General features: G+C 33.7%; 12 protein-coding genes, 3 tRNA genes and 2 rRNA genes. 14 read left to right on the top strand and 3 right to left on the bottom strand.

Annotated features, from left to right (window positions below; all coding sequences use genetic code 11):
- The 5 genes from A9G34_RS05930 to A9G34_RS05910 form a co-directional block, all read left to right on the top strand.
- Positions 1-92, top strand: a 23S ribosomal RNA gene (locus A9G34_RS05930); the annotation flags it as partial.
- 156 nt (positions 93-248) lie between these two features.
- Positions 249-364: ribosomal RNA gene (rrf, locus tag A9G34_RS05925) — 5S ribosomal RNA — on the top strand.
- Positions 365-408: 44 nt separating this feature from the next.
- Positions 409-485: transfer RNA gene (locus tag A9G34_RS05920), tRNA-Asp, on the top strand.
- 8 nt (positions 486-493) lie between these two features.
- Positions 494-569: transfer RNA gene (locus tag A9G34_RS05915), tRNA-Trp, on the top strand.
- A gap of 132 nt (positions 570-701) precedes the next feature.
- Complete coding sequence (locus A9G34_RS05910; RefSeq protein ID WP_034946035.1) at positions 702-1,040, top strand: DUF413 domain-containing protein; 339 nt, start codon at positions 702-704, stop codon at positions 1,038-1,040.
- Positions 1,041-1,045: 5 nt separating this feature from the next.
- Here the strand turns inward: A9G34_RS05910 and A9G34_RS05905 are convergent, their stop codons facing one another.
- From A9G34_RS05905 to znuC, 3 genes are all read right to left on the bottom strand, one after another.
- Positions 1,046-2,569: a YifB family Mg chelatase-like AAA ATPase gene (locus A9G34_RS05905; RefSeq protein WP_034946032.1), complete on the bottom strand. Its 1,524-nt coding sequence runs from the start codon at positions 2,567-2,569 to the stop codon at positions 1,046-1,048.
- Positions 2,570-2,690: 121 nt separating this feature from the next.
- On the bottom strand, positions 2,691-3,491 hold the full coding sequence (znuB, locus tag A9G34_RS05900; protein WP_065569200.1) for a zinc ABC transporter permease subunit ZnuB: 801 nt from the start codon (positions 3,489-3,491) through the stop codon (positions 2,691-2,693).
- A 33-nt stretch (positions 3,492-3,524) separates the two neighbouring features.
- The gene (gene znuC, locus A9G34_RS05895; protein WP_065569199.1) at positions 3,525-4,268 is read right to left on the bottom strand and encodes a zinc ABC transporter ATP-binding protein ZnuC; all 744 of its coding nucleotides are present in this window, start codon (positions 4,266-4,268) and stop codon (positions 3,525-3,527) included.
- Positions 4,269-4,362: 94 nt separating this feature from the next.
- Here znuC and znuA point away from each other — a divergent pair, with 94 nt between their 5' ends.
- The 9 genes from znuA (at position 4,363) to murJ (ending at position 15,008) form a co-directional block, all read left to right on the top strand.
- Positions 4,363-5,319: a zinc ABC transporter substrate-binding protein ZnuA gene (znuA, locus tag A9G34_RS05890; protein ID WP_065569198.1), complete on the top strand. Its 957-nt coding sequence runs from the start codon at positions 4,363-4,365 to the stop codon at positions 5,317-5,319.
- Between the two features lie 31 nt (positions 5,320-5,350).
- Positions 5,351-6,709 carry a murein DD-endopeptidase MepM gene (gene mepM / locus A9G34_RS05885; protein WP_065576078.1) on the top strand — a complete coding sequence of 453 codons (1,359 nt, stop codon included), beginning with the start codon at positions 5,351-5,353 and terminating at the stop codon, positions 6,707-6,709.
- A 116-nt stretch (positions 6,710-6,825) separates the two neighbouring features.
- Positions 6,826-9,165, top strand: a complete 2,340-nt coding sequence (gene mrcB / locus A9G34_RS05880; RefSeq protein ID WP_051825240.1) for a bifunctional glycosyl transferase/transpeptidase — start codon at positions 6,826-6,828, stop codon at positions 9,163-9,165.
- A gap of 11 nt (positions 9,166-9,176) precedes the next feature.
- Complete coding sequence (gene mutM / locus A9G34_RS05875) at positions 9,177-9,986, top strand: bifunctional DNA-formamidopyrimidine glycosylase/DNA-(apurinic or apyrimidinic site) lyase (protein WP_034946021.1); 810 nt, start codon at positions 9,177-9,179, stop codon at positions 9,984-9,986.
- Between the two features lie 360 nt (positions 9,987-10,346).
- Entirely contained in the window at positions 10,347-11,660 is a 1,314-nt protein-coding gene (tolB, locus tag A9G34_RS05870; RefSeq protein ID WP_141670357.1) for a Tol-Pal system beta propeller repeat protein TolB, read from the top strand.
- Positions 11,661-11,803: 143 nt separating this feature from the next.
- Positions 11,804-12,283, top strand: a complete 480-nt coding sequence (gene pal, locus A9G34_RS05865; RefSeq protein WP_034946018.1) for a peptidoglycan-associated lipoprotein Pal — start codon at positions 11,804-11,806, stop codon at positions 12,281-12,283.
- A gap of 63 nt (positions 12,284-12,346) precedes the next feature.
- Positions 12,347-13,093: a tol-pal system protein YbgF gene (ybgF, locus tag A9G34_RS05860; RefSeq protein ID WP_065569196.1), complete on the top strand. Its 747-nt coding sequence runs from the start codon at positions 12,347-12,349 to the stop codon at positions 13,091-13,093.
- Between the two features lie 133 nt (positions 13,094-13,226).
- Positions 13,227-13,302: transfer RNA gene (locus tag A9G34_RS05855), tRNA-Lys, on the top strand.
- A gap of 170 nt (positions 13,303-13,472) precedes the next feature.
- Positions 13,473-15,008, top strand: coding sequence for a murein biosynthesis integral membrane protein MurJ (gene murJ / locus A9G34_RS05850; RefSeq protein WP_034946016.1), 1,536 nt, complete (start codon positions 13,473-13,475; stop codon positions 15,006-15,008).
- The last annotated feature ends 350 nt before the right edge of the window (positions 15,009-15,358 follow it).

The raw sequence follows: 15,358 nt of genomic DNA, 5'->3' as shown, positions 1-15,358 counted from the left end.
TTCGTTTGAGACTAAGACGTAGATAGGTCAGGTGTGTAAGTGTAGTGATACATTGAGCTAACTGATACTAATGAACCGAGAGTCTTAACCTTACAACTCGGAGTTGTTTTGTGATTACGTGAAGAGAAGCGTTTGATGACTAAGTCATCGAAATTGGATTAAATGTTGATTGAGTGGTTTGTTCCGAATTGAGAGATTGGTGTTATTATGAGATAATGAGCACTGATTGTAGAAGAGAAAAGAATATGTCTGGCGGTAATAGCGCGGTGGTCCCACCTGACCCCATGCCGAACTCAGAAGTGAAACGCCGTAGTGCCGATGGTAGTGTGGGTATTACCCATGTGAGAGTAGGGTGCCGCCAGACTTTTTAAATCTTAATTTCTATTTTATAGACATGCCAAATACGGTGGAGCGGTAGTTCAGTTGGTTAGAATACCTGCCTGTCACGCAGGGGGTCGCGGGTTCGAGCCCCGTCCGTTCCGCCACCTTATTTAGGGGCGTAGTTCAATTGGTAGAGCACCGGTCTCCAAAACCGGGTGTTGGGAGTTCGAGACTCTCCGCCCCTGCCACAAATTGATAATTTGTATTAATTTTAATCGCTTAATCATTATTTATCTATATAAATAAAAAAAATTATTTACAGATTACGTTACTGAATTATAATTTCCGCCCTACGACTTTTATAACCTAGAGGATAAAAAATGGCTGAAAGTTTTATAAGTCAACAACGTTTTTTTGATAATAAAAATTATCCAAGAGGCTTTTCTCGCCATGGAGATTTTACAATCAAAGAAGCGCAGATTTTAGAGAAATATGGTTGTACTTTTAAAGCACTTGATACAGAAGTAAAGAAACCTTTAACTCCAGAAGAAAAATCATTTGTTGCAGTTTGTAAAGGAAAAAAAGAAGCATCAACTGATTTTGAAAAAGTTTGGATAAAATATCTTTCTCGTATAAATAAACCAAAACGTTTTCATACATTATCCGGTGGAAAACCACAAGTTGATGTAAGTGATGATTTCATAGATAATGATGACTGATTCTTTTAACCAATGTTTTTGTGTAATTGAATTAGTAATCGATCCATAGAACGATAACTTAAAGCTTCTGAAATATGTTTTCGTTCTATTTTTTCTGATAGTTCTAAATCTGCAATAGTTCTTGATACTTTTAATATTCGATGCCATGCTCGAACCGAAAGCCCTAACTTGATTAAAGCTTTTTCCAAATATTCATTATTTTCATTAGATAATTGGCAATAATGTGGTATTTCATTTGGGGATAACTGACTATTTAATTTTTTGTTTCTTTTTAATTGTGTATTCCTTGCTTTAAATACTCTTTGTTTCACTTGTTCAGTCGATTCAGCCATTGTTATTCTTTGACTTAATGCTCCTTGGGGTAATAGTGGTACTTCAATAGAAATATCAAATCTATCTAAAAAGGGACCAGAAAGTCGATTTAAGTAGCGAATTATCTGTAGTGGTGTTGTTCTATTATGTGTTCCTTGATAATGCCCTGTTGGGCTAGGGTTCATTGCTGCTATAAGTTGAAATTTAGCAGGAAATCTTATTTTAGCATTTGCTCTTGAAATAATAATTTCACCAGATTCAATGGGTTCTCTTAATGCATCTAAAACTTTACGATTAAATTCTGGCAGCTCATCTAAAAATAATACACCATTATGTGCAAGTGAGATTTCTCCAGGTTTAGGTATTGTACCACCACCAACAAGTGCTGCACTTGATGCACTATGATGGGGTGATCTGAAGGGCCTTTTTCGCCAATTTTTTATTGAGCCATTGGGACTAATTAAGCTGGTTATTGCCGCACTTTCTAGCGCTTCATCATCAGTTAATGGCGGTAATAAAGAGGTTAAACGTGTTGCCAACATTGTTTTTCCAGTTCCAGGGGGACCAATTAATAATAGATTATGCCCACCTGCCGCAGCAATTTCTAAAGCTCTTTTAGCATGCTCTTGACCTATAATATCTTGTAAGTTAGCTAAATGAGTATCAACATCTTCATATTCCCTATACTTTACAGTAGGTAATTGAATTTGATTGTATAAGTATTGACATAACTCTAATAAGTTGTTCGTAACTAGAGTGTTATTATGATGAATCAATGATATTTCAGATTGATTCTCAGCCGAAATAATTAATGTACGATTACTTTTTTTTGAAGCTATAGCAGCAGGAATCGCCCCTTTAACTGCACGAATATCACCTGAAAGTGCTAGTTCTCCCAAAAACTCATAGTGCAATAGATTTTCTGTTGGAATTTGTTCAGTCGCTGCAAGAATGGCGATAGCAATAGGTAAATCAAAACGGCTTCCTTCTTTTGGGAGATCTGCTGGAGATAAATTAACTGTTATTTTTTTTGCAGGAAATGTAAAGCCACTATTTATAATGGCACTTCGTACTCTATCTTTGGCCTCTTTTACAGTAGCTTCTGGAAGACCTACTAATACAAAACCTGGTAATCCATTACTAATATGAACTTCAACATTAATATGTGGTGCTTGTATACCAACAGATGCGCGAGTATGAATAATTGCAAGAGACATAATATAAATGATTAATTTTTTGAATTTTCAGCATGTTACTTTCTAAAAAATAAACATCAATTAAAACTATATTTAGATTGAGATCTGTATCGCAATAAATTTATTATTTTTACTGAGTTTTCTAAGCTTTATTAGAGAAAAATAATTTTGAAATTATTAAAGATATAAAAAAAAGACAAGCATTACTTAACACAACAGATGGGCTTGTTGGTGTATTGTAAATTGATGAGAAAATTAAACCACTAATAATAGATAGCATACCAATGACTATGGCTGTTAGCGCCATTTTTTCAGGTGTTTTTGAATAATATTTGGCAGTAGCTGCAGGAATAATTAGTAAAGATGTTATAATGAGTGCACCGACAAATTTCATTGCAATTCCAATAGTTAAAGCTAGTAATAATATTAAAAGTAGTTTAGTAAATTTTATATTAATACCCTGAATAAAAGCTAATTCTTCATTTATAGTGATAAACAAAAAATCATTCCAACGCCAAATTAATAAAATTCCTATTAATATTACACAAAAAATGATTGGATAAATATCTATATATGTCACAGATAAAAGATCACCAAATAAGTATCCCATCAAATCAACTCGAATATTACCTAATAAACTAATTACTACTAAGCCAAGTGAGAGTGCACTGTGCGCTAATATTCCAAGTATAGTATCTATAGCTAGCTGTTTTTGAGACTCTAACCATAGTAATCCTAATGCCAAAATTAATGTGACAAAAATAATGCCATAAAATAGATTTATATTAAATAAAAAACCAAAAGCTATACCGAGCAACGCTGCATGTGATAATGTATCACCAAAATATGACATTCTCCGCCAAACTACAAATGTCCCTAATGGTCCAGTAACTGTCGTTAAACATAGCCCTACGAATAAAGAAGGCAGTAGAAATTCAATCATTATTTATCTCCTTTTCAACATTAGGTAAAAATATTATTGGTTGAAATCAGTGTGTTTTTGACAGAAATCATGTTGATGATTGTGGCAATGTTTATAAACTGCGATTTGAGATGCACAATGTCCACCAAAAAGCGAGATAAATTCGGGATCGTTAGATACAATTGCAGGTGTCCCTGAACAACAAATATGATGGTTTAAACAGATAACTTCATCGGTTTTTGCCATAACCAAATGAAGATCATGAGAAACCATTAACACACCACAATTAAACTGCTTTTTAGCACTAACAATTAAATCATATAATAAAATTTGACCATTAACATCAAGCCCTTGTGTTGGCTCATCTAGAATTAACAATTGAGGACGTTTTGCGAGAGCTTGAGCAAGTAGAACACGTTGCAATTCGCCACCTGATAATTGATGTATCGATTTATCAATTAAATATTCTGCCTCTACTAGCGAGAGCGAATTAATAATATCTTTATTTTTTAATTTTTTATTTAAATGCATAAAGCGTTTAACAGTGATGGGTAAAGTAGGATTTAAATTGATTGATTGAGGAATATAACCGATAGTTAAATTAGCTAATCGTTTAATTTCCCCTGAAGTATGGGGAATTAAGCCTAAAATGACTTTAACCATAGTTGATTTACCGGCTCCATTTGGTCCCAATAACGTAATAATTTGATTCAAGTTAATTGATAATGAAACATCATCCAATATTTTCTGATGATTGATTTCAACGGAGACATTATCAAGAGAAATTAATTGAGTCATATTATTGATATACCCTTGCTTATCTACATGTTATGTTATATTATAACAATATATAAAGTCTATTTTATCACATTTTTAAACATAACATAATGGCATGAAAAAATATATTGTAAGGAATTTAGAACGTTTTATCCGATTTTTGGTGATGTCTGGATCTATATTCGTTATAGAGAGTATGATTATAAATGCAGAAGCGACAATTGTTTCATCTGTGAAGCCGATAGGTTTTATTGTTGAAGCAATTGCTTCAGGTGTAACTGAGACAGAGATCTTATTACCAGATGGAGCTTCACCTCATACATATTCTTTAACGCCTGCAGATTTAAGAAAAATCAAATCAGCTCAATTGGTTATTTGGATAGGTGAAGATCTAGAAACTTTTATGCCGGCGATTTTAAAAAATGTTGATAAACAAAAGCAAATTGAATTAATTGATATATTGGATATTAAAGTTTTACTTCGAACTAGTCATGATAATAATTCCCATGAAGAAATACAAAGCCATCACGATTCATCTGACCATGATCATCATGGCGAATATGATGAGCATATTTGGCTTTCTCCAGAAATAGCAGAAATTATTGCTAAGTCAGTTCATGACAAATTGATAATACAATATCCAGATAAAAAAGATTTAATTGATGAAAATCTAAGCGAATTCACAATTAAACTGGCTGAAACAGAACAAAATATTGCAAAAAAACTTAGAAACGTCCAAAATAGAGGGTATTTTGTATTTCATGATGCCTATGGGTATTTTGAAGCGAAGTTTGGATTAAACAATTTGGGTAGTTTTACCATAAATCCATCAGTACAGCCTGGTGTTCAAAAAGTTTACGCTATAAAACAAAAAATAAAAGAACACCAAGCAATATGTATATTTAGTGAACCGCAGTTTAGTCCTGCAGTTATTGGAAAATTAGTGGATGGAACGAAAGTTCGAATTGGGGAATTAAACCCATTAGGAACTGATATAGATCTTTCGAAAGATGCTTATTCACAATTTTTGTTAAAATTAACACAGCAACTGTTGGATTGTTTAGATAAATAATAGATCAAATAATAAATAGTTAAGGTTGATTTTGGCAAGAAAGATTAAATTTCCAGATATTGAAATAAATAATTTTAAAATTCCTTATCTTTCAATATCAGGTGTCCTTTTTTTCGTTATCTTGTTTTCCGTATTGTGGCGACCTCTCAATTTGGAACGTACTGTTTATGTACCACTAAATCCTCAAGCAGAAACAACTGTATCTAACGGTTCTTCTTTACCTGTTGATATTGGGGAAGGACAAATTGAAATAGTTGATGATAATTCAAATTCCAAGATAACAGAATCTTCAGATGAACCAGAAGATATTGTTGCTAAAGATGATTTAGACGCAATTCTTGATGATAAAGATAACACTGTGCAATATACTATTGTTCGAGGCGATACGTTGCATGATATTTTATTACGTTATAATGTTAATCGAAATGATATTTATCAGTTGACAACAAAGTATAAACAACTAGCTAATCTAAGAATTGGTCAACAAATTAGTTGGACTACTGATGATGATCATAATTTGAAGAGTTTTAATTGGACCATTTCAAGTAATAATATTCGAATATATGAAAAATCTGGTGATAACTTTGTAGAAAGTTCAGAAACTGAAGAGGCTGTATCCCAAGAAGTTATCCTTAAAGGTGAAATTAAAACAAATTTTATTGCTGATGCTCGGAAAATTGGCTTAACTAGTAGTGAAATTGGCACTATTACACGCGCATTACAATGGCGTCTGGATTTCAAACGTTTGAGAGTTGGAGACAAATTTTCGGTAATTTTATCGCGGCAAATGCATGGTAAACATCTTTCTAATAGCCAATTATTAGCTTTTCGCTTTAAAAATGGCTCTAAAGATTTTTATGCAATTTTGGCAGATGATGGAAAGTATTATGATATTAATGGAAGCAGCTTATCACAGAGTTTCTTCCGTTATCCTTTGGCAAAAAAAGCACGTGTTTCATCTGGATTTAATCCTCGCCGTTTGCACCCTGTTACAGGGCGTATAGCACCTCATAATGGTGTGGACTTTGCTGTATCACGAGGCACGCCGGTATTGTCAGTTGGTAATGGCGAAGTTGTAATTGCTAAATATAGTGGTTCAGCAGGTAATTATATTGCTATTAGACATGGACGCCAATATATGACAACTTACATGCATCTTGACAAAATTTTAGTTAAACAAGGGCAGCAAGTTAAGCAAGGGGACCAAATAGGTTTATCAGGTAATACAGGGCGTTCAACTGGTCCTCATTTACATTTTGAATTGCATATCAATAACAAACCAGTTAATCCATTAACCGCAAGTCTACCAATAAATGAAGGTTTAACAGGTAAATCTAAAAATGCGTTTATAGCAAAAGTTAAAAATATCAAACCACAACTGGAATTTTAATCATAAATTTGGAAAAGTAATTTTGAATTAATATCAACAAAATAAGGTAAGTTTATATTTAAAAAATTGTGGTATTATAAGTCCATTATTATTCAATAATGGATCTTAGGCGAGCTTTGAATACATCAACTAAAACTACCCAAAAGAAACCTTCTTCAAAAACAAAAAAAATTAAAAAGCGTTCACTATTGGGTCGATTGCTTTCGTTACTATTTAAACTACTGCTTATTTTTTTAGCGGTCACTGTTTTTTATGGTATATATCTTGATCAGAAAATTAAAGAACGAATTGATGGCAATGTATGGGAACTACCTGCTGCAATTTATGGTCAAATTATTGAGCTTGAACCCGACAGTGAATACAGCTTAAATGATGTGGTTACTATGTTAGTTGGCGCACAATATCGTCAGCAAGCTACAAAAGCTACGCGCCCTGGGGAATTTATTGTAAGTAATGATGCAGTTGAAATTTATCGACGACCTTTTACTTTTCCTGATGGTGAAGAGCAAGCATTCCGTATTAAAATTACTTTTTATCAAAACCGAATAGACCGTATTATAAATTTAAATACAGGTAGAGATTTTGGATTACTAAAAATCGATCCAAAATTAATAACGATGATGCATTCTCCAAATGGCGAACAACGACTTTTTGTACCATTAAAAGCGTTTCCTGATTCATTATTAAAAACATTAGTTGCTACTGAAGACAAACGTTTTTACGAACATCATGGTGTGAGCCTGTATTCAATTGGACGTGCAATTTATGTTAACCTTACAACAGGACGGACTGAAGGGGGTAGTACATTAACCCAGCAAACAGTTAAAAATCTTTTTTTAACAAATGAACGAAGTTTGAGTCGAAAAATACGTGAAGCCTATATGGCTTTGATTTTAGATGCTCGCTATAGTAAAGAACGTATTTTAGAACTTTACTTGAACGAAATTTATTTTGGTCAAGCAGGTAGTGAAGAGATCCATGGATTTCCATTAGCAAGTTTATATTACTTTGGTCGCCCAGTAAATGAACTTACTTTAGATCAACAAGCAGTTTTAGTTGGAATGGTAAAAGGTGCTTCATTGTACAACCCTTGGACACAACCGCTACAGGTAATTGAACGGCGCAATGTTGTGTTAAAACTTTCACAACAGCAAGGTATTATTGACGATGAATTGTATAACTTATTAAGCCAGCGCCCGCTATCTGTTTTACCTAAAGGAGGTGTCATTTCTCCTCAACCTGCGTTTATGCAGGTTGTTCGTAGTGAACTTCGTAACCAATTAGGTGATAAAGCAGAACACCTTTCTGGCATGAAGATTTTTACAACTTTTGATCCAGTTGCTCAAGCTGCTGCAGAACAAGCTGTAACCAATGAAATTGAAGTACTACGTAAATCAACAAATAAAGACTTACAGGCAGCAATGGTTGTCGTTAGTCGAGAAACAGGTGAAATTAGATCAATTATAGGGAGTGCCGAGCCACGTTATCCAGGTTATAATCGAGCATGGTTAACTAGGCGAGCTATAGGCTCTCTTGCTAAACCAGCAACTTACTTAACTGCACTTGGACAACCTGATCATTATCAACTTAATACATGGCTAAATGATAGCCCATTATCAATTAAACTTGATGGTGGTGGTTATTGGGAACCGAAAAACTACGATCGTAAATTTCGTAATCGCGTTATGTTAGTTGATGCTTTGGCGCTTTCGCTTAATATCCCAACAGTTAATTTAGGTATGGCATTAGGACTTGATGCGACAAAAAATATTTTGCAAGCACTTGGAGTACCAGCAGATCGCATTCCTAATTTGCCATCAAGGTTATTAGGAGCTTTAGAATTAACGCCATTAGAAACAGCTCAAATGTTCCAAACTATTACTAATAATGGACAGCGTTCCCCACTAACTATTTTAAGATATGTTTTAACAGACAAAGGTGAATTAGTATATCAGAGCTACCCAAAGCAGATTCAAGCTGTTTCTCCTCAGTCAGCTTACTTAACTACTTATGCAATGCAACAAGTGGTTGAATCAGGAACATCACGTACATTAAAAGGAAAATATGGTTCATTTAAACTAGCAGCTAAAACAGGAACAAGTAATGACTCTCGCGATAGTTGGTTTACTGGTATTGATGGTAAAAATGTTGCTGTTATTTGGATTGGGCTTGATGATCATTCACCAATGAAATTAACTGGTGCGACAGGAGCATTAAAAATATATAGTGAATATTTACAAAATAATACACCTAAAAAGCTAACTCTGCCGATACCACAAAATATATTTATGGTACCAATAAATAGTAATGGACATTGGCAATGTGAAGGAAATATTCAAGATTTTCGTAGTTTACCTGCATGGACATCTAGTTTGCAGAGTTTATGTATCAATAATAATCAAACAGAATCTGCTCAACAAGTGCCTGCTTGGGTGACTGAAATGTTAAATAATTAAGTGGAATTCCTATGCCTGAATTACCAGAAGTAGAAACTAGTCGTCGTGGAATTTTGCCTTATTTAAAAGGGCAAACGATAAAACAAATTATTGTTCGCCAACCTAAACTTCGTTGGCCAATTGACAATGCTATAAATGAGGCAAATGGACAAGTAATTTTAGATATAAAACGACGCGCAAAATATTTGTTATTACAGTTAACTAACAATTGGATTGTGATTCATTTGGGAATGTCTGGTAGTTTACGTATTTTACAAGAAGCTCAAAAAGCTGAAAAGCATGATCATGTCGATTTGGTTTTGGAAAATGGTGTGAGTTTGCGCTATACCGATCCTAGGAGGTTCGGCTCTTGGCTCTGGGCAAATTCATTGGATAAATTAACTCAATTGCAGCATTTGGGACCTGAACCATTAAGTGATGCATTTTCAGGAAATTACTTAATTGAAAAAGCAAAGAATCGTCATATCCCGATTAAACGTTGGATAATGGATAATCATATTGTAGTTGGAGTTGGTAATATATATGCGTCTGAAGCACTATTTATGGCTAGGATCAATCCTAATCGAGCAGCAGATTCTTTAAAATTTACTGAATATGAAAGGCTAGCAATCGCAATTAAGCAAGTTTTAACCAAATCAATTGAGCAAGGTGGTACGACTCTTAAAGACTTTCTCCAATCCGATGGAAAACCTGGTTATTTTGCTCAAAATCTTCAAGTTTATGGAAGAGAAGGTGAAGCCTGCCTGATCTGCCAAAGGAAAATAAAATCACAAAAAATAGGGCAACGTAATACTTTTTACTGTGAGTATTGTCAAAAATAATGACTTAATTTTCATTTAGTTGTATATCTATACAATGTTGAATTTTATCTTAAAGATAGAAATATTATTAATAAATAATAGGTTAATAAAAGTTATTTTTAAGAGATAAATAAAATTATGTTGTCATAATATCAAATTTTGTACTTTAAACTAGCTAAAAATGGTATTAGTATAAGGCTACTTCTAAGTAATGAAAATAATTAACAGCAGTTGAACCTTTTATCACAAAGGTTATAGACTTGTTATGTAATATCAGCTATCTTTCTCATTGTAGAATTATTTACAATTTTTAACTTTATTGTGACTAATAGGTTGCACATACTTTAACATAATTATTTTGCTTCTATTAAGGAATTTAAGATGATCAAATGTGCTTTTCGCTTTTTGATAACTTGCTTCATTTTTTTATATGCCTCAGCAGCAACTGTTTGGGCCGATAATGAAGGAATACAAATTAATATCACGGAAGGTCTAAGTGCTGCTAAACCGATTGCAGTTGTGCCATTTAAATGGACTGGATCTGGAGAGCCTCCTCAAATGATTAATGATATCATTTCTTCAGATTTACGTAATAGTGGTAAATTTAACCCTATTGATATTAATAATATGCCACAAAAGCCAACAACAGCATCAGAGGTTTATCCAACAGAGTGGCAAAATATTGGTATTTCTGCTGTCGTTGTCGGTTCTATTCAACCAGATGCATCTGGAAAATATCTTATTACTTATCAATTAGTTGATACTGTTAATAAACCTGGTGCAATTTTAGCACAAAACCAACTCTCCATCGAAAAACGATGGCTACGCTATGCTGCACATACAGCAAGTGATGAAATCTTTGAATCGCTAACGGGTATTAAGGGCGCATTTAGAACACGAATTGCTTATATTGTAAAACTAAACAAAGGACCATTTACACACGAATTACGCGTGTCTGATTATGATGGTTACGATCAGATTACTGTTCATCGCTCAAAAGCACCGTTAATGTCACCGACCTGGTCACCTGATGGTAAAAAACTTGCCTATGTTACTTTTGAAAGCGGGCGCTCAGCACTAGTTATGAAAACATTAGATAGTGGCGCTATTGAAACAATAGCATCTTTTCCTCGACACAATGGTGCACCTGCTTTTTCACCAGATGGAATGAAATTAGCATTTGCTTTATCTAAAGACGGTAATTTGAATTTATATATGATGGATTTAAACTCAAAGAAAATAACTCAAATTACATCAGGTCGAAGCAATAATACTGAACCATCATGGATGCCTGATAGTCAAACGATTGTTTATACCTCTGATCAAGCTGGACGTCCACAGTTATACAGCATTAACATAAATGGTGGAACACCACAACGATTAACATGGGATAATACACAAAATCAAAACGCACGTGTTTCACCTGATGGCTCGTTTATCGCTATGATATCAACTAATAATGGTGAACAACATATTACGCGGTATGATCTAGAAAGAAATACGTATCAACGATTAACAGATACTTTTTTAGATGAAACACCAAGTATAGCGCCAAATGGTACAATGATAATTTATAGTTCAACAAAAGGTTTTGGGACAATCTTAAACTTGGTTTCAACAGATGGGTATTTCAAGGCGGAATTGCCAGTAACTAATGGACAGGTAAAATTTCCATCATGGTCACCATATTTGTAACAGAAGACCGAAACTTAATCAATATTATTAAATTTGTAGCAAAGATCATATGACTAATTATTTGCTAACTGGTATCAAATGTTGTTTTGAAATCAGTTAGATAAACCAAATATTATTTATTTAACACATAGGAGTTAATAACAATGCAATTTTCTAAATTTCTTAAAGTAGCCGTGGTTGCTTTACCTCTAATTGCTGTGACAGCATGTTCTTCAAAAAATACTACAACTACAAGTGGCAGCTCATATAACGGCTTATCTAATGAAGATTACACTTTACTCAAAAAGCTGCAACAGCAAGAAATGAATACAGTGTATTTTGATTTTGATAAATATGATATTAAGCCTGAGTACAGAAATAAGTTAGATGCCCACGCAAGTTTTTTACGAGCACATACTCCTATTAAAATTGTGATAGAAGGTCATGCTGATGAACGTGGAACACCTGAATATAATATTGCTTTAGGCGAACGTCGAGCTGTTGCAGTTGAATCTTATCTTCAAGCTAATGGTGTATCTGTCGGGCAAATGACAGTTAAGTCTTATGGTAAAGAACAACCGGCAGTATTAGGTCACGATGAAGCGGTTTACGCCAAAAATCGCCGTGCTGTAATTGTATATTAATCGCTCTCATAACGGCTGAATTATTTAGCCGTTTGTTTATCTGTTTACATTGAGTCCTATTATATGAATAAAAAAATACTCACATTATCCTTATTTTTATTGTTTGCTGGTTATGGTTGTGCAGCGGGTGGTTCTGAACTGGAAAGAACTGTACAGGCACAAGGTCAATTGTTGATACAAAATCAACAAAGGATAAATGATTTGCAATCAGATATTGATACCCTTCGTGGCCAACTAGAAGAAACTAAATACAAACTCAACCAGACAATCGAGCGCCAAAAAATAATTTTACAACAAATGGCAGGTAGTTCGGGGCTTTCATTTAACACCAATACTGGCTCTTCACAAGAAGCCATATCATCGCCTACAACTTCAACTTTTGGGCCTGTTTCAACCGTAGCAGCACCAGAATTATCTGGGTGGACCACTTCAGGTAACGATAAAACGGATTATAATTTTATTATGCGGTTTATTAGTGATGGAAAACAAAGCGATGAGTTGATTGCCGCATTCCAAAAGTTTTTAAAAGTTTACCCTAAATCCGTATATCGTTCTAATGTTAATTATTGGCTTGGTCAATTATTTTATAAGCAAGGCAAGAATAACGACGCTTCATATTATTATGCAACAGTTGTGAAAGATTTTCCGTCTTCACCAAAAGCGGCTGAAAGTCTTTATAAAGTAGGGATAATTTTATTTGATAAAGGTGATAAAACAAGTGCTAAAGCTGTATTTCAACAAGTTGTGAATAAGTATTCTAAAGATAAAAATATTGTTGAGCTTGCTAATAAAAAGCTTGCTTCACTTTAAGAAAGCGTATGAAAATTCGGTATTTTGAAAAAATACCCATAAAAGGGTTGCATTACCTAATAATTATAGGTAATATAGCAACCCGAAATCGCTTGTATCACTAATAACGTTGGTACACCATTCTATTAAAAAAGGGTTGTTAGCTCAGTCGGTAGAGCAGCGGACTTTTAATCCGTTTGTCGAGCGTTCGAATCGCTCACGACCCACCATATTTATACTATACAGTAAGCAAACTATTAGTTAAAAAAATAAATCTCATGATAAAGTAAGTTTTCATTACCTCACTATAGATAAAAAATTTATTGAAAAAAAGCATGGTGATTTGTACGAATAGTTTGTAGACTATGCCTCATTGTCCATTTTAGATGCTATATTCTTTATGAATCTTTTAAAATCTTTAGCCACAATAAGCTCTATGACAATGGGCTCACGAGTATTAGGTTTTGTTCGTGATGCAATTATTGCTCGTTTTTTTGGGGCAGGAATGGCAACCGATGCTTTTTTTGTAGCATTTAAGTTACCTAATTTACTAAGACGTGTGTTTGCAGAAGGGGCCTTTTCACAAGCTTTTGTGCCAATTTTAGCAGAATATAAAAATCAACAAGGAATAGAAGCGACGCGTACTTTTGTTGCTTATATTGCTGGTTTATTAACACTAGTGTTGGCATTTGTCACCCTAATAGGTATATTAACAGCTCCTTTTATTATTATATTAACTGCGCCAGGATTTAAAGAAGAATCGCTTGAGAAATTCCAACTAGCAACTACGATGTTGCAAATCACCTTTCCTTATATATTTTTCATTTCCCTCTCTTCACTTGTTGGGGCAATACTAAATACCTGGAATCGTTTCTCGGTTCCTGCTTTTGTACCAACATTGTTAAATATTAGTATGATTGTGTGCACATTATTTCTCACTCCTTACTTTCACCCGCCAGTGCTGGCTCTTTCTGTGTCGGTTGTGATCGGCGGTGTTTTGCAACTACTTTATCAACTTCCTTATTTGAAAAAAATAGGGATGTTAGTTCTACCTAGAATTAATTTAAAAGATAGTGGGGTTTGGCGCGTGTTAAAACAAATGGGACCTGCAATTTTAGGTGTTTCAGTTGGTCAGATTTCATTAATTATTAACACTATCTTTGCCTCATTTTTGGCTTCTGGATCCGTTTCTTGGATGTATTATGCAGACCGTTTAATGGAGTTTCCTGCAGGAGTGCTTGGAGTGGCATTAGGGACGATTTTACTGCCATCATTAGCAAAAAGTTTTTCAAAGAGCGATCATAAACAATATTCTGAATTATTGGATTGGGGGTTAAAACTTTGCTTTTTATTAGCCTTGCCTAGCACTGTTGCTTTAGGTGTAATTTCTCGACCACTCATATCAACACTATTTGAGTATGGGCAATTTACTTTAAATGACACTTTAATGACACAGCGTGCTTTAGTAGCTTATTCTATTGGTTTACTTGGTCTGATTCTAATAAAAGTATTAGCACCTGCATTTTATTCAAGACAAGATATTAAAACTCCAGTTAAGATTGCTATTGCTACTTTAATTTTGACACAATTAATGAACTTAGTATTCATTGGACCGTTACAGCATGCTGGGCTATCTCTATCAATCGGTCTTGCTTCTTGTTTTAATGCTGGATTATTATTTTGGCAACTACGCAAAAAACAACTTTATTATCCACAATCAGGCTGGTATAAATTTTTAGCTAAAGTAGTTATTGCTGTTATTTTAATGTCAGCGGTATTATGGTTAGGCTCAGAGCTATCTAACTGGTCTACTGGATCAATGTTAATACGCATTGGACGGCTATTTTTGTTAGTAATTGTCGGTGTTTTCGTTTACTTCGGGGCATTAATTGCTATGGGGTTAAAAATAAAACAATTTATTAAGCGAATAGATTAAAGAATAGCAACAAATTATTTTTAAATAAATATCGGAGCTAATTATAATTAAATTTGCAAATTAGTTTTTATATATAAATTAGGAGTCAAGAAGTTTAAATATGAAAGTTGAAGTTTTATTGGTTTTTCTTGTATATTAAAATTAATCGAAGTTATTGGTGCAAATAATAAATTTTATCTCCAAAATTATTATAATTAAATACAAGTGATATTTTTTATTATATTGAGTAATTGGAGAAAGATATGAAATATCTTTACAAAGTAGGACAAAAATAAAAACAGCTATTAAGAATTAGTACAAAGTATTATACAATACCCAGTAATTCTAGAAAGTAGCAGCATGAGAGAATC

Origin of the sequence: Gilliamella sp. Choc4-2 (assembly GCF_001690355.1) — a bacterium.
GTDB classification, from domain to species: domain Bacteria; phylum Pseudomonadota; class Gammaproteobacteria; order Enterobacterales; family Orbaceae; genus Gilliamella; species Gilliamella apicola_A.
The sequence above is the reverse complement of the archived record's forward strand: the minus strand, read 5'-3'. Positions and strand labels throughout refer to the sequence as shown.

Excerpts from the sequence above, each read along its gene's own strand:
- ybgF (WP_065569196.1), top strand. The coding sequence starts at position 12,347 with ATGAATAAAAAAATACTCACATTATCCTTATTTTTATTGTTTGCTGGT.
- murJ (WP_034946016.1), top strand. The coding sequence starts at position 13,473 with ATGAATCTTTTAAAATCTTTAGCCACAATAAGCTCTATGACAATGGGC.
- tolB (WP_141670357.1), top strand. The coding sequence starts at position 10,347 with ATGATCAAATGTGCTTTTCGCTTTTTGATAACTTGCTTCATTTTTTTA.
- mutM (WP_034946021.1), top strand. The coding sequence starts at position 9,177 with ATGCCTGAATTACCAGAAGTAGAAACTAGTCGTCGTGGAATTTTGCCT.
- znuA (WP_065569198.1), top strand. The coding sequence starts at position 4,363 with ATGAAAAAATATATTGTAAGGAATTTAGAACGTTTTATCCGATTTTTG.
- znuC (WP_065569199.1), bottom strand. The coding sequence starts at position 4,268 with ATGACTCAATTAATTTCTCTTGATAATGTCTCCGTTGAAATCAATCAT.
- pal (WP_034946018.1), top strand. The coding sequence starts at position 11,804 with ATGCAATTTTCTAAATTTCTTAAAGTAGCCGTGGTTGCTTTACCTCTA.
- A9G34_RS05905 (WP_034946032.1), bottom strand. The coding sequence starts at position 2,569 with ATGTCTCTTGCAATTATTCATACTCGCGCATCTGTTGGTATACAAGCA.
- A9G34_RS05910 (WP_034946035.1), top strand. The coding sequence starts at position 702 with ATGGCTGAAAGTTTTATAAGTCAACAACGTTTTTTTGATAATAAAAAT.
- znuB (WP_065569200.1), bottom strand. The coding sequence starts at position 3,491 with ATGATTGAATTTCTACTGCCTTCTTTATTCGTAGGGCTATGTTTAACG.